The following is a 24,063-nucleotide window of genomic DNA, read 5'->3' as shown; positions in this document are numbered from 1 at the left end:
TCGCTTTATGAGGGCTTATTTCATATTTACTTCCCAAACCTTTTACGATATCCACATTTCCTACAAAGCTCTTCAACCGCAACTCTTTTTGAAAATCCATCGACAATGTTTGTTGCTCTTTCACCTTCTATAATGTTAGAAAATGAATCATTATTAATATTTCCAAGGTTAATAATCCCTTCACCATCTAAACAACAAGGAATAACCGTCCCATTCGCTAAAATCCCTGCTTGATTACGAAGTCCATGACAGAATCCTTTCCCATCATCCTCTTCTTCATGTAATGCTGGCCACTGGAATTCATAGTCTTGATTAATAAAGACACGTTCTGCAATTTTTATACCTTTTCCTGGTGTAAGCTTCTCTTCAATCTGATAAGATAGATCAAATTCATTTTCAATTATGGATAATAACTCCCTATTTTTCTGAATTTCAGCATTTGTTTTATTATCCTGAGTTAAATTCCATAACCTTAACGATACAATTAAATCTGATTGACTTGTCGCTTCCCTAATGAAGGAAAGTATACTCCTTACATAGCCCTCTTTATCTTGCGAACCTGGGTGTCCATCAAAACTATGCAGTGAAAAATTCATTTGTCTTAATGCGGGCTTATTTAACAGCCTATGCCTTCTCTTATTAATTAACGTTCCGTTCGTTGTAATATTAACTTTAAACCCTTTTTCATGACTTAAGTCTAACAGTTGATCTATTTTCGGATGGAGCAACGGCTCACCCTTCACGTGCAAATAAATGTAGTCTGTGTGAGGTTTAATTTGGTCTAATCTTTTAGCAAAATCCTCTACAGAAATGAATTGCTTCTGCCTTTCCGTCGGCGGACAAAAGCTACACGCAAGATTACATACACTCGTAATCTCCAAGTAAAACTTCTTAAACTTCTTCACCTTTAATTCCTCACTTCTCTAACTACTTATACTTTTTCCTCTTCATATTACAGCATATTTTTATGGAAATAGAAACATACTTATTTTAGGAAATCTACATACCATCTAATAATATTTAAAAGACCATCGGTAATTTTTGTCCAATGGTCTTTTTATCCTTTTTATATGCAAAGAATAAATTTATTTATGATACGGTTCATCATAACTATTCTAAATAAGCTTATTTTTATTATTTTCATAATTAAATTTAACAAAAAAGGTAGTGCCTTCCGATCCTGTTTGAATTTCTATTTTTGCATTATGGCGGGCAGCAATGGCATAACATACACCTAACCCCAATCCTGTTCCATTATGTTTGGTCGTGTAAAATGGCGTACCCAGTTTCTCTAATACTTCAGGCCTGATACCTTTTCCTTGATCCCGCACTGCAAGCACCACACAATTTTGACCTTCCTTGTAGGTGCTAATGGTTAGAACTTTACCTGTACTCATCGCTTCTAAGCCATTACGATATAGATTCATTAATAATTGCCGTATCTCATTACGATTTAAAAGTAATTCCGGAATGTCATTTGTATTGACTTGAATATATTTATTTTGATTATACGCATCAATCTTTATTAAAGGAATAATATCGCAGATAATTGAATTTAAATCTAACATCTGCAAATCCAATTTCCTTGTATTACCCATTGAGAGAAATTCAGTAATAATAGAATTGGCACGGTTAAGTTCTTCAATCATTAAATGAAAGTACTTATTATGTTTCTCATAGGTATTCTCTTCTTTTAATAACTGCAAAAATCCTAGTACCGTTGTCATTGGATTTCTAATTTCATGGCTGATACCTGCTGCCATTTGCCCTATTAAATCAATGTTAGATAATCTTTTCAATTCCTGTTCATATTTCTTTTTTTCCGTTATGTTTTTAAAAATACAACAAATACCATCATCATACGGGTATGCAATAACTTCGTGCCAATATTCATCTGCAGTAGAAAGAAATTCGAAATGAACTGTAGTTCGCTCTGACATCGCACGATGAAATTCCTTATACATAACTGTGTCGATATCACTCGGGAAAACATCCCATATATTCTTTCCTAATACATCTTTTGCTGTTTTTCTTTGCGGAAAATATTGGTGCTTATTTACGTACGTAAATTCCCATTTATTATTTAAAGTAAAGAATCCATCCGTAATACATTCAATCACACTTGTAACTTTTTCATTAGCAGCAGCTAGCTCTCCCGTTCGCTCTTCCACTATGCTTTCTAGTTGATCCATATATAACAAATTTGAAAACGTAGGGGCTGTGGCATCAACGATAGATTTTGCTAGTTGAATTTGAGAATTATCGTAATTGTGAGCTTTTCCTTCTTTGCCCACGACGATTACCCCTAATACTTCTCCCATTGAAACTAATGGAATCATCAATAGATCCTTACTATCTATATTTTTTGTTTGAATAACCTCTTGGATCTTGGCTTCATAGCTTTTCTCTGTCCAATCCGCTTCTCTCCAATCACAGCCCTTACTTAATTTTGTTGTTTTAATCGTTGCTTTGTCTAGCGGATCTAGAAGATGGGCAGTCATATTTTTACTCTCTAAAATCTGTTCCAAGTAAAAAAAGCATTTATCAAAACTCTCCTGTATCGAGGAACACATTGATAAATCACGGGTAACATTTAGTAACAGCTGCTTCTCAGCAATAAGGTTTTCCTTTTGTGTTAAATTATTTGCGTTTTGAATTGCGACTGCAGCCATATTTACATAAGCTTCAACACTTTGAATTTCTGAATCTGTTAAGTTCATCGGAATTCCATAATCAAATAAAAAAACCAGACCAAATAACTCTTGCCTAAATGAGATAGGCAGAGCTAATAAGGACTTAATTTTAAACGCATCAACTGGTCTCGGATCTGGTCGATGATCCTTTGAGGTATCAGGAATATAGATGGGTTTTTTCGTTTCCATAACTTCTTTTGCCAGTAAGTCTATTTCAGGGTCAATTACCTGAGTATCGAGCGTTACGCCATTTATGGTCTCTGGTTTTCCTGCAAACCCTTTAAATGTTCCATCTTCCTGGGGTAAATAAATTCCAACAGCATCGCACCTAACAATCTCCTCTGATATCGCCATTGTCACACGCTGTAATACTTCACGTAGTTCTAATTTTGTATTTATTATTTTTGTTATATTCGCGAGCCTAGAATATCTCGTCTGATCACTTACCATTCACATAGCCTCCAGTTATAGGCATAATAAAATAAATATGATAATATCAGCGTCTTACCTTTGTTTTACATAGAATACCTTACTTATGATAAGGTTCACCACGATTAATCCGAAACGCTCTATACACTTGCTCAAGCAACACTAATCGCATTAATTGGTGTGGTAACGTCATCTTTGAAAAAGAAAGTGATTCGTTTGAACGCTTCATCACTTCTGAACTTAGTCCGAGTGATCCACCAATTACAAATGCGACTTTACTCTTTCCGTATGTAGCAAGGCGATCTAGACTTACCGCAAATTCTTCTGATGACTTTTGCTTTCCTTCTATAGCTAATGCAATCACATGCGTGTCATCAGAAATTTTATCCAGTATACGTATACCTTCTTTTTCCTTTACAATTAACATTTCTGCTTCACTTAAATTTTCTGGCGCCTTTTCATCTGGCAATTCAATTACTTCTACTTTTGCGTATGCTGATAATCGTTTTAAGTATTCTGCTATACCTTGTTTCAAATATTTTTCTTTTAATTTCCCAATTGAAATAATCGAGATATTCACACGTATCCTCCACCTTACAAACATGTTATCCACAAAACTTATCCACATATCCACAAACACTACCCACATATTGTGTGAGAATCTGTGTTCGATACAACATATGTCGCCTCATTTTGACAAAATTCACATGTTTTTTTCTCTTTTTCTGAGTTATCCACACTGTTGATAACCGGTGCAACTTCACACTCATCCACAATAATATCTAACGCTAATTCAACATGTTCTAAACAACAAGGTAAATTCATTTTCTTCACCTCACTTTTCTACAATAGAAAACAGGAGGTAGGCCCTCCTGTTTTTAATACTTTTGAATGCCTAATTTCACTGTTGTTGTTACTCTTTTTGTACCACGATAAAACGTAAGAGTCATTTTATCATTAATTTCCTTATCATATAAAGCCGTGCGGAATCCAATAATATCGCGAATCGGTTTTCCATCTACTGCCACAATAACATCATGTTCTCTTAAACCAGCATCCGCGCCTGGCGAAGGACTTTTCACATCCAAAATACAAACTCCTTCTGTTACAGTACCTGGTAAATGTAATGTTTTTGACCAATAATAGTTTGGAATTTCATTTAATGACCTAAGTTCAATCCCAACATACGGTCTTCTTACTTTTCCATACTTCTCAAGTTCATTCATAATCGGAACAGCCCTAGTCACTGGAATAGCCAGTCCGATTCCTTCTACTTCTTTTGCAGCAATTTTCATTGAATTAATACCAATTAATTGTCCTGCTGCATTTACAAGCGCACCGCCACTATTCCCTGGGTTAATCGCCGCATCTGTTTGTAACACTTCTACTTGCCAATCATAATGTCCATCTTGATCTAAATCTACAGGGACAATACGTTCATTAGCTGAAATAATACCTTGCGTAACAGTTCCAGAGAATTGCAGTCCAAGTGGATTTCCAATCGCAATGACTGGCTCTCCTCTGCGAACAGTATTAGAATCGCCAATTTCAATTATTTTTTTCACATGCTTTGCATCTATTTCTAATACAGCTAAATCTGTGACTACATCGGTTCCTAATACTTTTCCAGGAACCTTCTTACCGTCACTTAGACTTACTTCAATACGATTCGCTCCAGCTACAACATGATTATTCGTTACAATATAGGCTTGACCATTTGTCTTTTTATAAATTACTCCTGATCCTGTACCAGCCTCTGAATCTGCCTCTGAAAAGTTATCTCGTTGAATGTTAATAACACCCACAACAGCTTCAGATGCACGATCAACAGCATCTACAAAGCTAATCTGTTTAATTCCTTGAGCTTCGGCCATATTACTTCCGCTTGCTTCAGCTTGCGGAAGCGTATCAGCAGAATTTGAAAATAAAGGAGCTCCAAACGCAAATAAAGAGGCTCCTACAATTGTTCCCGCTATACTAGAAAGAACTATACCTTTATGCTTCTTTTTTCCTGCACGTTTCATACGATAATTTTCTTCATCAATAAAGGACATATTTGTTCACCCATCTTCCTGAAAACAACTATATTCACCTTTATTGTTTACTAAAATGAAGAATTATACGTATTGAATTTTTGTAGGCATTTTTGGATCTGTATCGTGAATTTCAAAGGATTCACCCACTCCAAATCCTTTTTCCTCTAGTACTTGTGATACTGACATACGAGCTAGTTCTTTCATGTTATTATCTAAGCTTAAATGGGCTAAATAAATATGCTTTGTCTCATCTGTAATTACATCTGCCATCGCTAATGCAGCATCCTCATTACAAACATGCCCAACGTCGCTTAAAATGCGTCGTTTAATGCTCCATGGGTAACGTCCCATACGAAGCATTTCCACATCATGATTACTTTCAAATACGAAAGCATTAGCTCCCTTGATAACGCCCTTCATACGGTCGCTTACGTATCCCGTATCTGTAATAAGCGCTAATTTCCTATTATTATTATGGAAAGCATAAAACATCGGTTCTGCCGCATCATGAGAAACTCCAAATGATTCGACTTCAATATCACCAAATGTTTTCACATCCCCAACTGAGAAAATGAATTTTTGCTCAGTTGGGATATTTCCTATTAAATGTTCCATTGCATTCCATGTTTTCTCATTCGCATAAACGGGTAAATCATATTTTCGCGCCAATACACCTAACCCTTTAATATGATCACTATGCTCATGTGTTACAAGAATACCTGATACATCATTTATATTCAGTTCTGCTTGTTTAAATAAAGCCTCTGTCGCTTTACCACTTAAACCTGCATCGACTAGTAATTTTTTTTCATCGGTTCCTACGTATAGCATATTTCCTGTACTTCCACTTGCAAGTACGCTAAAATGCAACCCCATTATTTCTCACTCCAGTATGTTCATCAACCACTTGATTTTCCTTTTCCCCTAATTCCATAACTTGTCCTTCAATTGCATTCACAAAGAAGTCCTGCTTTTGCTCCGTTTTTAAATTCCACGTTGGAGCAAGTACTTGGTTATTAGAAGTAGATGCGGTAAGAGTGGCATAACCAATTTGCGCTTCTTTAACATGTGTATTTCCATGAATTTTATTTTTTAAATACAAATTTTCTAAAGCTGTTTGAGCCGTAATAATTTCTTGCTCTTTCGTTTTTTCACCTTCGCCCATTTCTTTTAAATCAGTTAGCATTGTCTGCGTATATGAAACAAGTTCATTTTTTTCATTTAATTCCACAACAATCATCGCCTGATTATTATAGAAAATAGGCTTATCTTTATATTTTTGGAAGAAATAAATTTTAGAGTCTTTCACCGCTCCAAATTCATACTTTTGTCCATCCAATACATAGTTCTTCAAAAATTCATTATACTTATCTTTTGATAATGATTTCGTATTTAAAAAAGGCTCTTTTAGCTTACTTTCTATCGTGTACATATTTTGTATATGCGCCGTTTGATTTTTCAAAGACTGTATATCATCTTCTTTAAAGGCTTTATTTTCCGCTCTAATAAATGACTCTTTTTTCGGTTCCTTAGGGATATTCCCTATAGTAATTTTATTTGCTTTTAATTCTTGATCTATCTTTGTTTCTGCAATAAGCTCCAATTGATTACTATCTTGCTTTTGAATGAATTGAAAAATGAGAAAGAGGTCCAAAACAAAAAAGGTCACAATAAATATGGTTTTAATTCGATCCCAATCCATTTAGTCCTCCCTCACTCCACTCATAGATTTTCTGTTTACCCGTTTCACCTTCAACAAGCTTTACATACCAAATTGGTTGTAGTCGAACTACTTGCCCATCTAGTGATAACTTGTATCCAATACCAATATCCTTAATTACTTGTTTCTTTATCTCTGGATTATTTTCTAGGGATGCTATTACAACATGCCCTGACGGAAGAGTAACTTTCTGTTCTATGCCTTTAGTATTTAAAGACAGCAACGGTCTTTCATATTCCATTACTTCTTCTGATCCCCATTTTTGTCTCAATTCAGCTAATCCATCTGTATTGAATACGGAATATCCATCTTCATGTAAGCGAAATACTGTCTCTCCTTTATTCATATAGTCCAAACGATATGAATCCAAACTTCCACTGTGACCACTTACAAATTCAAAGCTTTTTTGTAACAGCATTAAATTATCTATCGTTTTCTCAGTTAAGACAGAAGAGTTTTTATACTTTAGCATGTGACGATCGTTTTCAATTTCCATGGATCTAATACCATCTGTAAATGTTTCTTTCGATATCTCAGTAATCGGACTTAAATAACGAGGATCACTAAACAGAGCATTCTTAAACGTATCAACTGCTAAATTAGATGAAATATATGTTATATTGTTTAACTCTGTCGTGCCATCTGGTAAAAATAACTTTTTCATATCATTGATTTGATAATCAAAATAGGGCTTTGCTGATACTATAAATTGATTTTGAGCATTTACAATATCTTTTAAATACACACCACTTAATTTTGCCTCATATATTTTAAAGTTATCACCATCAGAAACAAAGTTAATTTTAATTTCTTGATCCTTACTCCTAGAAGGATCAAGGAGAATACGATTAAAATGTTTAGGCTTATCTGTACTTTTCTCTTTCATGTTAAACATAGATTTAACTGCATCAAATGGGATATCAGTAGGGAAAACAAGTTCAATTTTCCCTTCACCATGCACATAGGATAGGAAATCACCCTTAGTGATTGATATCTCTCTAAACTCATGTAGTTCCCCTACTTCCAAAGGCTTATAGATTGATTCTATATCTGCCTCTCTTCTGCTCCCATAATGATTTTTATCTTTATGCACGATGATAGAAGTAGGACGGACAACATCGGAAATTTTAGTCTGATTCGTTCCTTCATTGCCCTGTACAAATTTTGCGTTTTGCATGGATGTAGAATCTGGCACATACGTCCATAGGTTAAAAGTAAGAAATAGGCTAATTACAACTAGGTTAATTAAAACTATTGTTTTAAAGTTTTCCATACTCATTCCCAATCGTCCTCTTCATCTGCTGCCATTGGTAACGTGAAATAAATAGTTGTCCCTTTTCCTTCTTCACTCTTCGCCCAAATAGAGCCACCATGTGCCTCGATCATTTCTTTTGCAATTGCTAATCCAAGTCCCGTACCACCCATTTGTCTTGAACGAGCTTTATCTACGCGATAAAAACGTTCAAAGATTTTATCAACGTTTTCTTTTGGAATACCCATTCCTTGGTCACTTACGCTAATTTCTAATAAATCACCGCGATCACGTAAGCGATATGTTACTGTTCCACCTTCTGGTGAATACTTTAATGCGTTAGAAATAATGTTATACAGCACTTGAGTAATTTTGTCAGTATCCATATCAATAAACCTAGACTTCTTAGAGAAAGATCGTTTGAAACTTACATTTTGCTCTTTAGACATTTCAAAGCGATCAATAATATTATTAAAGAAATCAGTAAAGTCGACCCATTCTTTCATTAAACGGTGCTCTGTACTATCAAGTTTAGATAGCTGTAACAACGCATTTACAAGTCTAATCATTCTTTCTGTTTCTTCTTGTGTAACCGTTAAAAATTGTGGTGCAATATTCGGATCCTGCCACGCCCCATCTGTAAGTGCCTCTAAATAACTGCGCATAGTCGTTAATGGCGTCCTTAATTCATGAGAGACATTCGCCACAAACTCACGGCGTTCCCGTTCTATACGCTCCTGCTCTGTTACATCATATAGTACAGCAATTAAACCATTTGCCTTCCCTGTTTCTTTTTGAATGACAGAGAAACTAGCACGTAAAATATATGGTTCATTTCTTGTACTAAAATCTAATAAAACAGAATCTGGCTCTTCATATAAATGATCGAGCGTAAATTCTTCCTGTATCCCTAATACCTCTAAAACAGATTGATCGAGCGCTGTTTCACGAGAAACATTTAACATTTTTTCCGCAGGGTCATTTAGTAAAATAATATCCCCTTTTCGGTCAGTAGCAATTACTCCATCTGTCATATGAGATAAAACAGATGATAGTTTACGCCTTTCACTTTCTGTAGAAGAACGAGCTTGTTGTAATTTTTTTGATAAATTATTGAAGGATAATGCCAGTTGTCCAATTTCATCATGGCTATGCACCTTTACTTTTCTCGAATAATTTCCTTTTGCCATTTCGATTGCTTGTCTCCGCATATCTGAAATTGGTCTTGTAATTGTTTGAGCCAATAAAATCCCAAGTACAGCCGTTACTAATAAGGCAATTACTGTTCCCGTAGCAAAAATTTGATTTATATCCTTCATTTGTTTATATACATCTTCCATAGATGCAACGATGTATATAACACCAAGCGCATCCTTGCCATTATCATCTAGAATCGGAGTAAGCATAACTTGAACGCGATGGCCTGTACTACCATCCTTCTCAATTTTCACTTCTGGCTTTTTTTGCACCAACACTCGCTGAACAGCTATATCAGTTGATGTTCTATTCACCTTATTCTGCTTTGATTCATCTGAAATAGCCAGTAACTTTCTATGCGAATCAAATACACTTACCTCTTGTATAACTTTTTTTTGATCAGAGGCAAACTTTCGAATAGAAGTTTTAATCGTTTCATCTGTTGACTCTGTTTCTGCTTTTGTATAACTTTTTTTAAATTCTTGTTTCAAGTTATATGATAATAAGTTTGTTTGCTGCGTTAAAGAATCCCTAAAACCTTGTACTAGGCTCTTCTCTAATTCCCTTACAAAATATACCCCAATAACTTGCATCGCTATTAATATCAATAGCATATATATAAGCACAAATTTTAAATGAATAGATTGAAAAAAACCAACTTTCTTCATATACTATTCCTGCTCTGGGTCACGCAAGTAATACCCTACTCCACGTCTAGTTACAATTAAAGTAGGATGGCTTGGATTATCTTCAATTTTTTCACGCAAACGACGTACTGTTACGTCTACTGTGCGCACATCTCCAAAATAGTCATAACCCCAAACTGTTTGTAATAAATGTTCGCGTGTCATAACTTGTCCTAAGTGTTTCGCTAAATAATGTAGCAACTCAAATTCACGATGTGTAAGCTCGATATTTTCCTCGCGCTTCGTTACACTATATGCATTTGGATTAATAACAATTGGTCCAATAACCATTTCTGTATTTTCTTCTTTTTCTGCAGCACCACCTTGTTGGTGACGGCGTAAATTCGCCTTCACACGAGCAAGTAATTCTCTCGTGCTAAATGGCTTCGTTACATAATCATCTGCCCCAAGCTCAAGCCCTAATACTTTATCAATCTCAGAGTCCTTTGCTGTAAGCATAATAATCGGCATTTCTGAACTTTTACGTATTTCACGACAAACCTCTAAGCCATCTTTACCTGGTAGCATAATATCTAATAAAACCATATCTGGTTGTTCTTCATTAGCTTTTTCAATTGCTTCATCACCATCATGCGCCATTACTATTTCAAAACCTTCTTTTTCTAGGTTAAACTTCAAAATATCTGCAATCGGCTTTTCATCATCAACTACTAAAATTTTCTTTCCCATCATCGTCTATTTCCTCCTTATAAAAATATGGTCAATAATCCCTAAACATATTGATGTTTACATAGTATGTCCTATATGACCGCATCCTTTGTTTAAGTATTTTCTCCTCTATTCTCATAGACTCATGTATGATCCACTTTTACACGGAATCCTATACGATCTATAGAAAAACCTCTAGCTTCAACTGCTAGAGGCTCCTCGTTCTATTTTAAAATAACTAATCAGTTTTGTAAAATTACATAAATAAAAAGGATATTAAGTGGGCCCACTTAATATCCTGAGAGTGGCTCGGGACGGAATCGAACCGCCGACACGAGGATTTTCAGTCCTCTGCTCTACCGACTGAGCTACCGAGCCAAAACTATATATAAAACCACTAATGGTGGTATAAACAAAAGTGGCGGTCCCGACCGGGGTCGAACCGGCGATCTCCTGCGTGACAGGCAGGCATGTTAACCACTACACCACGGGACCAAAAATAAGCATAAAAAAAACATGACCCGTACGGGATTCGAACCCGTGTTACCGCCGTGAAAGGGCGGTGTCTTAACCACTTGACCAACGGGCCACGAAAAATAAAATGGTGAGCCATGAAGGATTCGAACCTTCGACCCTCTGATTAAAAGTCAGATGCTCTACCAACTGAGCTAATGGCTCATACTCACCAACGTCATATTTTCGTGACGACAAGATGTATCATAACATGTATTCTATATTCTTCGCAATACTTTTTTTCATTTTTTTATAAAAGATAAGAAAAAACTCATGCGGACATGAGTTTTTTCTAAAAATATCAATTAAGCTTCGTATACATTACGAACAATATTCGTTTGGTTACGATCTGGTCCAACTGAGAACATAGATAATTGAATTCCTGTTAACTCAGAAACACGTTCTACGTATTTTCGTGCATTTTCAGGAAGCTCGTCTAATGATTTTACACCAGTAATATCTTCTGTCCAACCTGGAAGCTCTTCATATACAGGCTCACATTTCGCTAAAATGTTTAAGTTTGCTGGAACTTCATCGATAACTTCGCCATTGTATTTGTAAGCAACACAAATTTTAAGAGTTGGAATATCTGTTAAAACGTCGATAGAATTTAATGATAGATCCGTTAAACCACTAACACGACGCGCATGTCTTACAACAACGCTATCGAACCAACCTACGCGGCGCGGACGACCAGTTGTTGTTCCGTACTCACGACCAACTTCACGAATTTGATGACCAATTTCATCATTAAGTTCAGTAGGGAATGGACCGTCACCAACACGGCTTGTATATGCTTTACATACACCTACAACGCGAGTAACTTTCGCAGGACCAACTCCAGTTCCAACTGTTACACCACCCGCAATCGGGTTAGAAGATGTAACGAACGGGTAAGTACCGTGGTCAATATCAAGCATAACACCTTGTGCCCCTTCAAATAATACACGGTGATTGTTATCTAGTGCATCATTTAATACAACAGATGTGTCGCATACATATTGTGCGATTTGTTGTCCATATTCAAAGTACTCTTCAAAGATTTCTTCTACACTGAAACCTTCTGTATCGTACATTTTTTCAAACAAACGATTTTTCTCTACTAAATTGCGCTCAAGCTTCTCTTTAAATGCTTCACGGTCTAAAAGATCAGCCATACGGATACCAATACGAGCAGCTTTATCCATATATGCAGGACCGATACCTTTTTTCGTTGTACCGATTTTGTTATCACCTTTACTAGCCTCTTCTAACTCATCTTGTTTTAAGTGATAAGGTAAAATAACGTGTGCACGGTTACTTACACGTAAATTATCAGTACTTACACCACGGTCGTGTAAGTATTTTAACTCTTCAAGTAATGCTTTCGGATCTACTACTAAGCCATTTCCGATTACACAAATTTTCTCTTTATAGAAAATACCAGATGGAATTAAGTGTAACTTATATTTAACTCCGCCGAAAACAATTGTATGTCCCGCGTTATTTCCACCTTGATATCTTGCAACTACTTCCGCATGCTCAGAAAGAAAATCAGTGATTTTACCTTTTCCTTCGTCGCCCCATTGTGTTCCTACAACTACTACTGAAGACATTATTAAAGCACCTCCGCAATTTTCAAACGATCTATTCAAACAATATAATTGTACCAAAACCGAAAAAGAAGTCAACCAAAAAGCGAACATTTTTTTATTAAAAATCATTTTCGTTCGTAAGAATTATGTTTTCACCTTATGAAAGCCTTATCTTTACCCCATAAAAAAAGAAACACATCTTATTATAAGAAATGTGTTTCTTTTTTATACTGCCTTTATGCCCCATCCTCAAAGCGTCGTTCTAAGTTAACGAACTTATTGAACTCTTTGACGAATGCAAGTTCCACTGAACCTACTGGACCGTTACGTTGCTTTGCAATGATAATTTCAATCGTATTTTTATTTTCCGTTTCACGGTCATAGTAATCTTCACGATATAGGAAAGCTACAATATCAGCATCCTGCTCAATACTTCCAGATTCACGAATATCAGACATCATCGGGCGTTTATCCTGACGAGATTCCACACCACGAGATAACTGTGATAAGGCAATAACAGGCACTTGCAATTCACGTGCAATCCCTTTTAAAGTACGAGAAATCTCAGATACTTCCTGCTGACGGTTCTCACCTGATTTCCCACTTCCTTGAATAAGCTGTAAGTAGTCAATTAAAACCATGCCAAGACCTTGTTCTTGCTTTAGTCTACGACATTTTGCTCGAATCTCATTTACCTTAATTCCCGGTGTATCATCAATATATATACCGGCATTTGAAAGACTCCCCATCGCCATTGTTAATTTCGCCCAATCATCAGAAGTTAGTGACCCGGTACGAAGTCTTTGCGCATCGATATTTCCTTCTGCACAAAGCATACGCATAACAAGCTGATCGGAGCCCATCTCCAAACTAAAAATCGCTACATTTTCATCCGTTTTCGTCGCTACGTTTTGTGCGATATTTAATGAAAATGCAGTTTTCCCTACTGACGGACGTGCTGCTACGATGATTAAATCATTTCGCTGGAAACCTGCCGTCATCTTATCTAATTCAGTAAATCCAGTTGGTATCCCAGTAACTTCACCTTTTTGATTATGCAAAAGTTCAATTTTATCATAAGCATCCACAAGAACATCTTTAATATTTTGAAATGCTTTTGCATTCGTTTGATGGGATACTTCTAATATTTTTTTCTCGGCCTCATTTAAAAGGCCGTCCACGTCATCTTCTCTCTCGTATCCATCCGACACTATATGAGTCGCTGTTCGAATTAAACGGCGTAAAAGTGCCTTTTCAGCAATGATACGTGCATAATATTCAACGTTAGCAGCTGTTGGAACAACTTCTGCTAACTCTGCTAGATAAGACACTCCACCAACTTCTTCTAGTAATCCTTGATCAGCCATCGCTGATGTCATTATTACTAAGTCGATCGGTTCTCCTTTATCAGATAATCCAAGCATGACCTCAAAAATCTTTTGATGTTTCGTTCGATAGAATGAATCAGGTACCAATAACTCTGATGCTGACGTTAACGCATCTTGATCAATTAATATGGCACCTAAAACCGCCTGCTCGGCCTCTATATTATGCGGAGGGGTACGATCAGCAAGTACATCACTCATACGCAATCCTCCTTGCTTAATTTATTTTTATTGTTCACTAACATGAACTTTTACTGTCGCTGTTACTTGCGGATGCAATTTCACTGTTACATTTGTGTAGCCTAATGCACGAATTGCATCATCCATTTCAAATTTACGTTTATCAAGTTTAATTTTATGTGATTTTTGCATCGCATCTACGATTTGTTTGCTCGTAATAGAACCGAATAAACGGCCACCTTCTCCAGATTTCGCCTTTAATTCTACAGTTAATTTCTCTAAAGTCTCTTTTAACTCTTTTGCATTTTCAAGCTCTGCTGCTGCATCTTTTTCTTCTTTACGCTTTTGAGCTTCTAAAGTTTTCATACTGCTATTTGTTGCTTCAGCAGCTAATCCTTGTTTTAGTAAGAAGTTATTTGCATAGCCATCCGGTACGTTTTTTATTTCTCCTTTTTTACCTTTACCTTTTACGTCTTTTAGAAAAATTACTTTCATGATTGTGTGCCTCCCTGTAAATAGTCATCAATAACAAATCGAAGCTTCTCCTCAGCTTCATCTACTGTAACATTTTTCATTTGTGTGGCTGCATTAGTCAAATGCCCGCCACCGCCTAAGTTTTCCATAATTAGCTGCACATTCACTTCACCTAAAGACCTGCTGCTAATTCCAATGAGATTCTCACCACGTTTCGCAACAACAAATGATGCAATAATCCCTGTCATCGTTAATAACGTGTCTGCCGATTGCGCAATAAGCACTTGATCGTAGTAATCATCACTATCAACTTTAGCAATCGCAATTCCATTTTTATAAATGTACGCATTTTTTATAGCTTTTGCAACCCGTAAATACTGATCCATATCTTCCTTTAAAAGTTCTTGTACAAGTACAGTATCTGCACCATGTGAGCGTAAATAAGAAGCAGCATCAAATGTACGAGCCCCTGTCCGGAATGTGAAACTTTTCGTGTCGACAATAATACCTGCTAACAATGCCGTCGCTTCTAGCATTGTCATCTTTAAATTTTTAGGTTGATACTCAAGTAATTCTGTAACCAATTCTGCCGTTGAAGAAGCATATGGTTCCATATAAACTAGCAATGGGTCTTCAATAAAATCTTCCCCACGACGATGATGATCAATAACTACTACATTTTCAATTTTATGTAACAGTTTTTGCTCCATCACCATAGAAGGTTTATGCGTATCAACAACAACAAGTAACGACTCATCATTTGCAAATTCCATCGCTTGCTCTGGAGTAATAAAATGAGACCATAACTCCTCATTTTGTTTCACTTTGTCCATCAAGCGTTTAATTCCCTTATCAGAATCATTTTCATCTAATACAATATATCCTTTACGCTCGTTTAATTGAGCCACTTTTAAAATACCAATCGCAGCACCAATTGCGTCCATATCAGGAGCCCTATGCCCCATGATAATGACATTACTACTTTCTAATACCAAATCCTTTAACGCATGCGAAATGACCCTAGCACGTACACGGGTACGCTTTTCAACCGGATTTGTCTTACCTCCATAGAACTTAACTTTACCTGTCGCTTGTTTAATAGCTACTTGGTCTCCCCCGCGCCCAAGCGCAAGGTCTAAACCAGATTGAGCCATTGCCCCAAGCTCTGACAAAGGTAAATCACCTGATCCGACACCTACACTTAATGTAAGTGGTATATTCCTTTTAGATGTTTCTTCACGCACCTGATCTAAAATACTAAATTTCCCTTTCTCCATCTGCGTCAGAATACTTTCATTTAGCACAACGAAGAATCTTTCTGAAGATGCACGTTTTAAATACGCACCATACTTAAGTGCCCATTCATTTAGTCGCGATGTCACAAGACTTGTTATATTCGTACGTAATTGATCATCTAATCCTTGTGTAACTTCATCATAATTATCCAAATAAATTACAGCTAAAACAGTGCGTTGATCCTCATACATCTTTTCGATTTCCGTTTGTTCCGTTACATCAAAGAAATAAATTAACTTTTCTTCTTTCCTTACAAAAACACGAAACTTTCGATTATTTAAAGAGACTATATCATCAGAAGTTTCTCCTTTAATGAAAAGAAGTAATGTTTCTGATACATCGTAAAGGTGCCATCCAGCTAACGCATGCTGTCCCAGGCATGAAGATAAATAAGGATTTGCCCAATCAATCCCGTAATCCTTATTGTATAACAAAATACCAATCGGCATTTGGTTAAATGCTTCATTACTGACTTTCTTTACCCTCGTAATCATATCTGTCGTATGCTTTTCGAAATTCCTTTGAAAATTAAGTTCAAATCGTATAACGATAAAGAACACGATACAAAAAATGATAAAAGCAGCTATCCCCATAATTAAATGAAAATAACAGAGAATTGAAATGAGCACAAACACAAAAAATGCCAATACATAAACAGGATATAAAAACCACTGTTTCTTATCAAATTCAGGCATGTATACAACTCCTATAAAGTAAAACTAACTCACCTTCCAGTTAGTTAAACAGATTAAAATAGTATAAGGAATATTATTTTATTCCCCTATTTTAGAACGCAACGAAATCCCTAAGTCAATTATACCTAAGATTGTCACAAGAGGAAACAGCATCGGAATAAACATGCATACAATAAAACTAATAATAGAAACCCCTTTTGTAAAACCTTTTCTATACGCTAAAAAGGAAATGAATGTCAGCCCTTGCAGTACAAGCAATAGTGCAAATATGACATATAGGTTAGAAAATACCATATGTAAATATGATGTTGGATCTACTTTTATAAAAGTTGCTAACAAAATAAATATAACGTAATACCAAACAATACTCTTTGGTAATTGTAGATCTTTAAATTTAGGCCAAGGTATAATGTCATGTTTTAACTTTTTCAAAACACTACCTGATATTATCACTGTAATCCAAGAAAAACATACTGAAACTAGAACAAGTATACTTGGAAATAACAATTGTAATATATCATTCATTTGTGTAAGTAACTCTTTTTGTTCCTTACTAATCGGCATACCTATAGCACTTACTATCTTTTCACTTTGCACCATACTTTCACTAAACATACTTTGCATCTGCTTCATTATATCTATGTTGAAAAACTTTATACTCGCAACATAAATAAGCACAAAACCAATTAAGTATGCAAGCGTCCCCGCTATTAAGATTTCCACTGGCTTTTTTCTTGTTTTATACGTATACCCTAAAACAATCCCTATCAATCCAAACATAATTGTCTTCACTAAATTCATAGGTTGACTCACAATAATAGTAACAAAAAGTGCCACTACAAAAATCACAAGCACATTAGATAGTTTATGTCTTATCGTTAATAGTATAAATGGTAACGGCAACGCAAAAGTTACAACAGTACCTAAAATTGGAACATACATAGATATAAGCAATAAAATTGCATATATAGCTAATAATGCTGCGCCTTCTGTAATAAACTTTGTTTGTTTCACATTTTAACCTCTCTTTCAAAAAAGAAAAGCATAGCAAAATGCACAGTAGAGTCGGACTCTACTGTGCATTTCATACGCTATTATTCACCAACATATGGTAAAAGTGCCATTTGACGAGCACGTTTAATTGCAACTGTAAGTTTGCGTTGGTATTTTGCGCTTGTCCCTGTTACACGACGAGGTAAAATTTTACCACGCTCAGAAACGAAACGTTTTAATAAATCAACATCTTTATAGTCAATGCGAGTGATGCCGTTAGCTGTGAAGAAACACACCTTACGACGTTTCGCACGTCCACCTTTGCGTCCTGCCATGTCTATTTCCCTCCATTCTTTGTTAAAACTAACAAATTTACTGTATTAGAACGGTAAATCGTCGTCGGAAATGTCGATCGGTTGACCTACATTTGAAAATGGATCGTCATTCTTCGTAAATCCAGAGTTCCCTTGATTACCTTGGTTACCTGAATTACTAGATTGACCAAATGGGTTAGAGCCTTGGTTACCGAAACCAGCTCCTGATGGTTGCTGATTGAATGAACCACGTTGCTCCCCACCGCCATTACGCGGCTCTAAAAATTGTACGCTTTCCGCAAGAACTTCTGTTACATATACACGTTTACCGTCTTGTCCATCGTAATTACGAGTTTGAAGACGTCCATCTACGCCTGCTAAGCTTCCTTTTTTCAAATAATTTGCTACGTTTTCTGCTTGTTTACGCCATATTACACAATTAATAAAGTCAGCTTCACGCTCACCTTGTTGATTCGCAAATGCGCGATTCACAGCTAACGTAAAAGTAGCTACTGCAACACCATTGGGCGTGTAACGTAAGTCAGGGTCCTTAGTTAAACGACCAACGAGGATAACACGATTCATCAATCGAACCACTCTCCCTTATATATCAATTATTTTTCTTCTTCTTTAACAACGATATGACGAAGGATGTCTTCGTTGATCTTAGCTAAACGGTCGAATTCGTTAATCGCTTCTGCGTTAGAGTTCACGTTTAAGATCATGTAGAAACCTTCACGTAAGTCGTTGATTTCGTAAGCTAAACGACGCTTACCCCACTCTTTCGTGTTAATGATTTCTGCACCATTGTTTGTTAAAACACCTGCAAAACGTTCAACTAAAGCTTTTTGAGCTTCTTCTTCAACGCCAGGACGAATGATGTACATAATTTCGTACTTTCTCATTACACTTTCACCTCCTTTTGGTCTAAACGGCCCATAATGGGCAAGGAGCAATTAATTTATAGTAATTACTCACGAGTTTAGATTATATCATAGTAAGTTATATGAATCAACTCACCAATACATAAAAAACTTGGCAAACATATAATATATTCGCCAAGCTCATATCTTTATTTTTCCTAGGAAATATTAGATTAAACGTTAAAACGGAAGTGCATAACATCTCCGTCTTTTACGATATACTCTTTTCCTTCTAAACGTACTTTTCCAGCTTCTTTTGCAGCTGTCATAGAACCGTTTGTCATTAAGTCATCGTAAGAAACTGTTTCTGCACGAATAAATCCACGCTCAAAGTCTGTATGAATAACACCAGCACATTGTGGTGCCTTCATACCTTGTTTAAATGTCCAAGCACGTACTTCTTGAACGCCAGCTGTAAAGTAAGTAGCAAGTCCTAATAGGTCATATGCTGCACGAATTAATTGATCTAAACCAGACTCTTCAATACCTAGTTCTTCAAGGAATACTTTTTTCTCTTCCTCGTCTAATTCAGCGATTTCTGATTCGATTTTTGCACATACAACGATTACTTGAGAATTTTCATTTTCTGCAAATTCTTTTACCATTTGTACGTATTTATTTTCCGAAGGATCGATAACATCGTCTTCACTTACGTTCGCTACGTATAACATTTCTTTTGTTGTAAGTAAATGAAGGCCTTTAACAATCTTCATCTGCTCTTCTGTAAATTCAACAGTACGAGCCGGTTTCCCCTCTTCAAAAGCTTCTTTTAAACGAACTAAAATTTCATGCTCATATACAGCTTCTTTATCTTTTTGTCTTGCTAATTTCGCAACACGCTCGATACGCTTATCAACAGACTCTAAGTCCGCTAAAATTAGCTCTAAGTTGATTGTTTCGATATCATCAATTGGATCTACTTTCCCTGAAACGTGCGTAATATTTTCGTCTTCAAAACAACGAACAACTTGGCAAATTGCATCTACTTGACGAATGTGAGATAAGAATTTATTTCCTAAACCTTCACCTTTACTAGCACCTTTTACAATACCTGCAATATCAGTAAACTCAAATACAGTCGGAACAGTCTTTTTCGGTTCTACTAATTCCGTTAATTTATTTAAACGCTCATCTGGTACTTCTACAATCCCTACGTTTGGATCAATTGTACAGAATGGATAGTTTGCAGATTCTGCTCCTGCTTGTGTAATTGCATTAAATAAAGTGGACTTACCTACGTTAGGTAATCCAACAATCCCAGCCGTTAATCCCATATTTTTCACTCCTATGTCTCAATCTTTCATCATTATAGATAGTAACGAAAAAAATGACAAGTTTCCGCCAAACGAAAAAAAGTAACAGTTACCTACTGTAACTGTTACTCTCCCTCTATTCTTCGTGCTTCACAAGTATTTTTTTCACCTTACGATCAAACTCTCTTCGAGTAATCATTACTGAATGGTCACATCCCTCGCACTTAATACGGATATCCATTCCCATACGAATAATTTTCCAACGATTCTCGCCACATGGATGTGCTTTCTTCATTTCCACAACATCGTACAAGTTATATTCCTTTTGCTCCACTCTTCAAACTCCTCTCCATACTAAATTGCTTTTCCACTAACCAATTCTTCACGATTGTATAAAACCATACGTGGATATGGAATTTCAATTCCATGTAAATCAAGACGATTTTTAATCTCTTTACGAAGTGCCCTTGCAATAACTGCATGTTGCATCGGCTCTACTTCAGCGATAACGCGTAATATAACTTCTGATGCAGCTAACGTTTGCACACCTAATAATTGAGGTGTTGTTACCATTTTTTCATACTTTGAAGGTAACTCTACTAATAAATCTTCAATAACCTGTTCTGCTTTCGCAATATCAGCCTCATATGAAATAGATACATCAACAAACGCTACACTATTACTAACTGAGTAGTTAGTAACTTGAATAATACTTCCATTTGGTAAAGTATGAATTTCACCTGTCCAACTCTTTACTTTCGTTGTACGAAGTCCAATTTCTAAAACGACTCCTTCAAATTGACCGATTTTAACATAATCGCCAACTGAAAACTGATCTTCTAGCAAAATAAATAAACCTGTAATAACGTCTTTCACTAAACTTTGAGCACCAAATCCGACTGCTAAACCAATTACCCCGGCACCCGCTAATAAACCTGATGCATTAATATCAAACACACCTAAAATCGCAATTAGCATAATGAACATAACAACGTACGCTACAATATTTTCAAGTAATTTCGCCACTGTAACCGTACGACGTTCTGAAATTTGAATTGGAGAACGACTCCCCATACGAAACGCATTTCGTACAACCGCTCTTGCAATTCGCACAACAACTGCACCAATTGTTAAAATAATACATATTTTTAATGTCGCAACTCCAATATGAGCCCAACGATCAGCATCTAATAAATACTGTTTCGTAGAATTAAACCACTTCGTTAATAAATCCATGTCCCTCTACCTCTCTAGCTAAAATTTCTTTTTAGTTATCCTTATTATTGTATCAGAAGTCCTCTAATTGCTGAAAAAATTTTATGATTTTAATCCTATTTTATCCCCGCCATTCAGGTATAAAATGGAACGAATATATATATACTAGTACTATTATTTCCGTTTTCATTCACATTTTGCAAAAATTATGCACTTATAGCTTTCCATTTTTCTCACCATATAACATATATTGAAAATTTATTAAAAGGATGGGTGCTTCATGAATATTGGAAGTTTTCGCTTACCATTTTTTGAGAAAGAAACTCAAAACGTTATGCACCAAGATCTAGAAGCCTCTGAGATAATCAGTAATTTCTTACTTACTCATATTCCTATTAAAACTAATATACCACTCATTCTCGTTTGTATCGGAACAGATCGTTCTACAGGTGACGCACTCGGTCCGTTAGTTGGTACAAAACTTGAACAAATAGACATCAAAAACCTCCAAATATTCGGTACACTAGATGAGCCAGTACATGCACTAAATTTAGAAGAAAAAATTCAGAATATACAGAAAGAACATCCTGCTGCATTTATAATTGCTGTTGATGCATGTTTAGGAAAGTCCCAAAATATTGGGTCAATCACTACTGGAAAGGGACCTAGTAAACCTGGTGCTGCTATGAATAAGAAATTACCTGCAGTTGGTGATCTGCATATACACGGCATCGTCAATCTAAATGGGTTTATGGAGTTTTTCGTTCTTCAAAATACAAGATTAAGTTTAGTCATGAAAATGGCTGATGTAATCGCACAAAGTATAAAAGAGACGGATCAAAAATTATCCGCATTAAAAAAAGCAAACCATCTATAAATAATAAGATGGTTTGCTTTTTAATTTTTCTGTGCTAATAGTTCTAAAATACGATTTAAATCTTCTTTATTAAAAAATTCAATTTCGATTTTACCTTTTTCTTTTTTCGTCTCTTTAATTTTCACATCTGTGCCAAACTTTTCTCTTAAGAACGTTTCACGTTCTACGAAAAATATATTTCGCTCTTTTTTCACTTTTTTTGTTTCACGTGAAACGTGTTGATTAATCTCTTGGACGATTTTCTCTAATTGACGAACATTTAATCCTTCTTTTTCAATGCGGTTCAATAAGGACTTCAATTGTTCTTCGTCTTTAATCGTAAGTAAAGTTCTCCCATGAGCCATTGAAAGTTGACCATTTGCAATCATATCTTGGACGAACGAAGGGAGGCTTAATAACCGAGTATAATTTGCAATGTAAGGTCTGCTTTTGCCAAGACGTTTCGCTAATTGCTCTTGCGTTACATTTAGCTCATTCATTAACATCTGGTATGCCATTGCCTCTTCCATAGGATTTAAATCTTCTCGTTGTAAGTTTTCTAACAAAGCAAATTCCATCATTTGCTGTTCAGTTAATTGTCTTACAACCGCAGGTACCTTTTCTAAACCAGCCTCTTTTGCAGCACGAAATCGTCTTTCACCTGCAACGATTTCATATCCTTTAATACTCTTCCTAGCAATTAATGGTTGTAGAATACCGTGTTCCTTAATCGAAATTGCTAATTCCTGAATAGCCTCTTTATTAAAGTGTTTACGCGGTTGATATGGATTTGGCCTTAATTCAGTTACAAGAATCTCCTGAATTGTTTCCTCTTCTTTCACATCTAAATCAGGAAAAAACACATTAATTCCTCTTCCTAATCCTTTAGCCACCTGCAATCACTTCCTCTGCTAAATCTATATATACTTCTGCTCCTCTTGATTTAGCGTCATACTGCATAATAGGTTTCCCATGACTTGGAGCCTCGCTCAAGCGTACATTACGCGGAATAATCGAGCGATATACTTTATCCCTAAAATACTTTTTCACTTCATCTATAACTTGGATCCCTAAATTTGTACGAGCATCCAACATTGTTAACAATACGCCTTGAATTGCTAAATTTTTATTTAAATGTTTTTGTACAAGTCGAACTGTATTTAATAGCTGACTTAACCCTTCTAGTGCATAATATTCACACTGTACAGGAATAATAACAGAATCTGCTGCTGTTAATGCATTAATCGTTAATAACCCTAAAGACGGGGGACAGTCGATAATAATATAATCATATTCATCACGAACTGGCTGTAATGCTCTTTGCAAACGTACTTCCCGGGAAATAGTCGGTACCAATTCAATTTCAGCACCAGCCAATTGAATTGTAGCGGGTAGAACATCTAAGTTTTCAGTTGCGGTTTTCTGTATAACCCCTTGAACATCTGCATCTTCCACAAGAACGTTGTAAATACATTGATCTAATTCAGATTTTTCAATTCCCACACCAGTCGTTGCATTTCCTTGAGCATCAATATCTACAAGAAGGACTTTTTTACCTACTTGCGCCAATCCAGCCCCTAAATTAACAGATGTTGTGGTTTTTCCAACACCGCCTTTTTGATTAGCAATAGCAATGATTTTTCCCATGATGTCACCTACTTTCAACCTTTCTATCTTATTCTAGTAACAATTACGTTTATTGTAACATGA

24 protein-coding genes and 4 tRNA genes are annotated in these 24,063 nt (G+C 35.9%); 1 reads left to right on the top strand and 27 read right to left on the bottom strand.

The genetic code is table 11. From position 1 onward, the window contains the following. Positions 1 to 26 precede the first annotated feature (26 nt). The 25 genes from ACTJJY_RS10585 to ACTJJY_RS10465 form a co-directional block, all read right to left on the bottom strand. Positions 27 to 905 carry a radical SAM/SPASM domain-containing protein gene (locus ACTJJY_RS10585; protein ID WP_000713633.1) on the bottom strand — a complete coding sequence of 293 codons (879 nt, stop codon included), beginning with the start codon at positions 903 to 905 and terminating at the stop codon, positions 27 to 29. Positions 906 to 1,115: 210 nt separating this feature from the next. After that, positions 1,116 to 3,143 (bottom strand): GAF domain-containing sensor histidine kinase, encoded by a 2,028-nt coding sequence (locus tag ACTJJY_RS10580; protein ID WP_440605464.1) that lies wholly within the window; start codon positions 3,141 to 3,143, stop codon positions 1,116 to 1,118. A 79-nt stretch (positions 3,144 to 3,222) separates the two neighbouring features. Next, positions 3,223 to 3,702, bottom strand: a complete 480-nt coding sequence (gene rlmH / locus ACTJJY_RS10575; RefSeq protein WP_001027003.1) for a 23S rRNA (pseudouridine(1915)-N(3))-methyltransferase RlmH — start codon at positions 3,700 to 3,702, stop codon at positions 3,223 to 3,225. Positions 3,703 to 3,761: 59 nt separating this feature from the next. Further along, positions 3,762 to 3,947: a CxxH/CxxC protein gene (locus ACTJJY_RS10570; RefSeq protein ID WP_001052833.1), complete on the bottom strand. Its 186-nt coding sequence runs from the start codon at positions 3,945 to 3,947 to the stop codon at positions 3,762 to 3,764. A gap of 53 nt (positions 3,948 to 4,000) precedes the next feature. Then, a complete protein-coding gene (locus tag ACTJJY_RS10565; protein WP_000008032.1) occupies positions 4,001 to 5,176 on the bottom strand; it encodes a S1C family serine protease in 1,176 nt (391 codons plus the stop codon). 63 nt (positions 5,177 to 5,239) lie between these two features. Continuing rightward, positions 5,240 to 6,034 (bottom strand): MBL fold metallo-hydrolase, encoded by a 795-nt coding sequence (locus ACTJJY_RS10560; protein WP_000522837.1) that lies wholly within the window; start codon positions 6,032 to 6,034, stop codon positions 5,240 to 5,242. Then, positions 6,018 to 6,860 carry a two-component system regulatory protein YycI gene (locus tag ACTJJY_RS10555; protein ID WP_000383720.1) on the bottom strand — a complete coding sequence of 281 codons (843 nt, stop codon included), beginning with the start codon at positions 6,858 to 6,860 and terminating at the stop codon, positions 6,018 to 6,020. The genes ACTJJY_RS10560 and ACTJJY_RS10555 overlap by 17 nt, the downstream gene beginning before the upstream one ends. After that, positions 6,841 to 8,157, bottom strand: coding sequence for a YycH family regulatory protein (locus tag ACTJJY_RS10550; RefSeq protein WP_375868438.1), 1,317 nt, complete (start codon positions 8,155 to 8,157; stop codon positions 6,841 to 6,843). Before ACTJJY_RS10550 ends, ACTJJY_RS10555 begins: the two co-directional genes overlap by 20 nt. Further along, positions 8,154 to 9,995 (bottom strand): cell wall metabolism sensor histidine kinase WalK, encoded by a 1,842-nt coding sequence (walK, locus tag ACTJJY_RS10545; RefSeq protein ID WP_000755367.1) that lies wholly within the window; start codon positions 9,993 to 9,995, stop codon positions 8,154 to 8,156. The genes ACTJJY_RS10550 and walK overlap by 4 nt, the downstream gene beginning before the upstream one ends. A gap of 3 nt (positions 9,996 to 9,998) precedes the next feature. Continuing rightward, positions 9,999 to 10,706 (bottom strand): cell wall metabolism DNA-binding response regulator WalR, encoded by a 708-nt coding sequence (walR, locus tag ACTJJY_RS10540; protein WP_000971865.1) that lies wholly within the window; start codon positions 10,704 to 10,706, stop codon positions 9,999 to 10,001. Between the two features lie 281 nt (positions 10,707 to 10,987). Beyond that, positions 10,988 to 11,060, bottom strand: a tRNA-Phe gene (locus tag ACTJJY_RS10535). Positions 11,061 to 11,101: 41 nt separating this feature from the next. Further along, positions 11,102 to 11,177 (bottom strand) — tRNA-Asp (locus tag ACTJJY_RS10530). 22 nt (positions 11,178 to 11,199) lie between these two features. Further along, positions 11,200 to 11,271, bottom strand: a tRNA-Glu gene (locus ACTJJY_RS10525). A gap of 13 nt (positions 11,272 to 11,284) precedes the next feature. Then, positions 11,285 to 11,360: transfer RNA gene (locus tag ACTJJY_RS10520), tRNA-Lys, on the bottom strand. A gap of 140 nt (positions 11,361 to 11,500) precedes the next feature. Continuing rightward, positions 11,501 to 12,790, bottom strand: coding sequence for an adenylosuccinate synthase (locus ACTJJY_RS10515; RefSeq protein ID WP_000100230.1), 1,290 nt, complete (start codon positions 12,788 to 12,790; stop codon positions 11,501 to 11,503). A gap of 215 nt (positions 12,791 to 13,005) precedes the next feature. Beyond that, entirely contained in the window at positions 13,006 to 14,355 is a 1,350-nt protein-coding gene (gene dnaB / locus ACTJJY_RS10510; RefSeq protein ID WP_001286147.1) for a replicative DNA helicase, read from the bottom strand. A 27-nt stretch (positions 14,356 to 14,382) separates the two neighbouring features. Continuing rightward, positions 14,383 to 14,829, bottom strand: coding sequence for a 50S ribosomal protein L9 (rplI, locus tag ACTJJY_RS10505; protein WP_000864223.1), 447 nt, complete (start codon positions 14,827 to 14,829; stop codon positions 14,383 to 14,385). Then, positions 14,826 to 16,799, bottom strand: coding sequence for a DHH family phosphoesterase (locus ACTJJY_RS10500; protein WP_001113779.1), 1,974 nt, complete (start codon positions 16,797 to 16,799; stop codon positions 14,826 to 14,828). The genes rplI and ACTJJY_RS10500 overlap by 4 nt, the downstream gene beginning before the upstream one ends. 78 nt (positions 16,800 to 16,877) lie before the next feature. Further along, positions 16,878 to 17,813, bottom strand: coding sequence for a YybS family protein (locus tag ACTJJY_RS10495; protein WP_440605463.1), 936 nt, complete (start codon positions 17,811 to 17,813; stop codon positions 16,878 to 16,880). An 80-nt stretch (positions 17,814 to 17,893) separates the two neighbouring features. Next, positions 17,894 to 18,127, bottom strand: a complete 234-nt coding sequence (gene rpsR / locus ACTJJY_RS10490) for a 30S ribosomal protein S18 (protein ID WP_000918873.1) — start codon at positions 18,125 to 18,127, stop codon at positions 17,894 to 17,896. Between the two features lie 45 nt (positions 18,128 to 18,172). Beyond that, positions 18,173 to 18,694: a single-stranded DNA-binding protein gene (gene ssb, locus ACTJJY_RS10485; protein ID WP_002094213.1), complete on the bottom strand. Its 522-nt coding sequence runs from the start codon at positions 18,692 to 18,694 to the stop codon at positions 18,173 to 18,175. A 26-nt stretch (positions 18,695 to 18,720) separates the two neighbouring features. Continuing rightward, entirely contained in the window at positions 18,721 to 19,011 is a 291-nt protein-coding gene (gene rpsF / locus ACTJJY_RS10480; protein WP_001233781.1) for a 30S ribosomal protein S6, read from the bottom strand. 191 nt (positions 19,012 to 19,202) lie between these two features. After that, positions 19,203 to 20,303, bottom strand: a complete 1,101-nt coding sequence (ychF, locus tag ACTJJY_RS10475) for a redox-regulated ATPase YchF (protein WP_000524670.1) — start codon at positions 20,301 to 20,303, stop codon at positions 19,203 to 19,205. Positions 20,304 to 20,418: 115 nt separating this feature from the next. Beyond that, a complete protein-coding gene (locus ACTJJY_RS10470; RefSeq protein WP_000435486.1) occupies positions 20,419 to 20,616 on the bottom strand; it encodes a DUF951 domain-containing protein in 198 nt (65 codons plus the stop codon). Between the two features lie 20 nt (positions 20,617 to 20,636). After that, entirely contained in the window at positions 20,637 to 21,518 is an 882-nt protein-coding gene (locus ACTJJY_RS10465) for a mechanosensitive ion channel family protein (protein WP_000365115.1), read from the bottom strand. A 259-nt stretch (positions 21,519 to 21,777) separates the two neighbouring features. Here ACTJJY_RS10465 and yyaC point away from each other — a divergent pair, with 259 nt between their 5' ends. After that, complete coding sequence (gene yyaC / locus ACTJJY_RS10460; protein WP_168411504.1) at positions 21,778 to 22,374, top strand: spore protease YyaC; 597 nt, start codon at positions 21,778 to 21,780, stop codon at positions 22,372 to 22,374. 20 nt (positions 22,375 to 22,394) lie between these two features. Here the strand turns inward: yyaC and spo0J are convergent, their stop codons facing one another. Further along, complete coding sequence (spo0J, locus tag ACTJJY_RS10455) at positions 22,395 to 23,246, bottom strand: stage 0 sporulation protein Spo0J (RefSeq protein ID WP_080470848.1); 852 nt, start codon at positions 23,244 to 23,246, stop codon at positions 22,395 to 22,397. Continuing rightward, positions 23,239 to 24,000, bottom strand: a complete 762-nt coding sequence (gene soj / locus ACTJJY_RS10450) for a sporulation initiation inhibitor protein Soj (protein WP_000516114.1) — start codon at positions 23,998 to 24,000, stop codon at positions 23,239 to 23,241. The genes spo0J and soj overlap by 8 nt, the downstream gene beginning before the upstream one ends. Positions 24,001 to 24,063 lie beyond the last annotated feature (63 nt).

Origin of the sequence: Bacillus sp. 22475, from assembly GCF_052044835.1 — a bacterium.
GTDB lineage: Bacteria > Bacillota > Bacilli > Bacillales > Bacillaceae_G > Bacillus_A > Bacillus_A cereus.
The sequence above is the reverse complement of the archived record's forward strand: the minus strand, read 5'-3'. Positions and strand labels throughout refer to the sequence as shown.

Excerpts from the sequence above, each read along its gene's own strand:
- ACTJJY_RS10580 (WP_440605464.1), bottom strand. The coding sequence starts at position 3,143 with ATGGTAAGTGATCAGACGAGATATTCTAGGCTCGCGAATATAACAAAA.
- ACTJJY_RS10570 (WP_001052833.1), bottom strand. The coding sequence starts at position 3,947 with ATGAATTTACCTTGTTGTTTAGAACATGTTGAATTAGCGTTAGATATT.
- ACTJJY_RS10565 (WP_000008032.1), bottom strand. The coding sequence starts at position 5,176 with ATGTCCTTTATTGATGAAGAAAATTATCGTATGAAACGTGCAGGAAAA.
- ACTJJY_RS10560 (WP_000522837.1), bottom strand. The coding sequence starts at position 6,034 with ATGGGGTTGCATTTTAGCGTACTTGCAAGTGGAAGTACAGGAAATATG.
- ACTJJY_RS10555 (WP_000383720.1), bottom strand. The coding sequence starts at position 6,860 with ATGGATTGGGATCGAATTAAAACCATATTTATTGTGACCTTTTTTGTT.
- ACTJJY_RS10550 (WP_375868438.1), bottom strand. The coding sequence starts at position 8,157 with ATGAGTATGGAAAACTTTAAAACAATAGTTTTAATTAACCTAGTTGTA.
- walK (WP_000755367.1), bottom strand. The coding sequence starts at position 9,995 with ATGAAGAAAGTTGGTTTTTTTCAATCTATTCATTTAAAATTTGTGCTT.
- walR (WP_000971865.1), bottom strand. The coding sequence starts at position 10,706 with ATGATGGGAAAGAAAATTTTAGTAGTTGATGATGAAAAGCCGATTGCA.
- ACTJJY_RS10515 (WP_000100230.1), bottom strand. The coding sequence starts at position 12,790 with ATGTCTTCAGTAGTAGTTGTAGGAACACAATGGGGCGACGAAGGAAAA.
- dnaB (WP_001286147.1), bottom strand. The coding sequence starts at position 14,355 with ATGAGTGATGTACTTGCTGATCGTACCCCTCCGCATAATATAGAGGCC.
- rplI (WP_000864223.1), bottom strand. The coding sequence starts at position 14,829 with ATGAAAGTAATTTTTCTAAAAGACGTAAAAGGTAAAGGTAAAAAAGGA.
- ACTJJY_RS10500 (WP_001113779.1), bottom strand. The coding sequence starts at position 16,799 with ATGCCTGAATTTGATAAGAAACAGTGGTTTTTATATCCTGTTTATGTA.
- rpsR (WP_000918873.1), bottom strand. The coding sequence starts at position 18,127 with ATGGCAGGACGCAAAGGTGGACGTGCGAAACGTCGTAAGGTGTGTTTC.
- rpsF (WP_001233781.1), bottom strand. The coding sequence starts at position 19,011 with ATGAGAAAGTACGAAATTATGTACATCATTCGTCCTGGCGTTGAAGAA.
- ychF (WP_000524670.1), bottom strand. The coding sequence starts at position 20,303 with ATGGGATTAACGGCTGGGATTGTTGGATTACCTAACGTAGGTAAGTCC.
- ACTJJY_RS10465 (WP_000365115.1), bottom strand. The coding sequence starts at position 21,518 with ATGGATTTATTAACGAAGTGGTTTAATTCTACGAAACAGTATTTATTA.
- yyaC (WP_168411504.1), top strand. The coding sequence starts at position 21,778 with ATGAATATTGGAAGTTTTCGCTTACCATTTTTTGAGAAAGAAACTCAA.
- soj (WP_000516114.1), bottom strand. The coding sequence starts at position 24,000 with ATGGGAAAAATCATTGCTATTGCTAATCAAAAAGGCGGTGTTGGAAAA.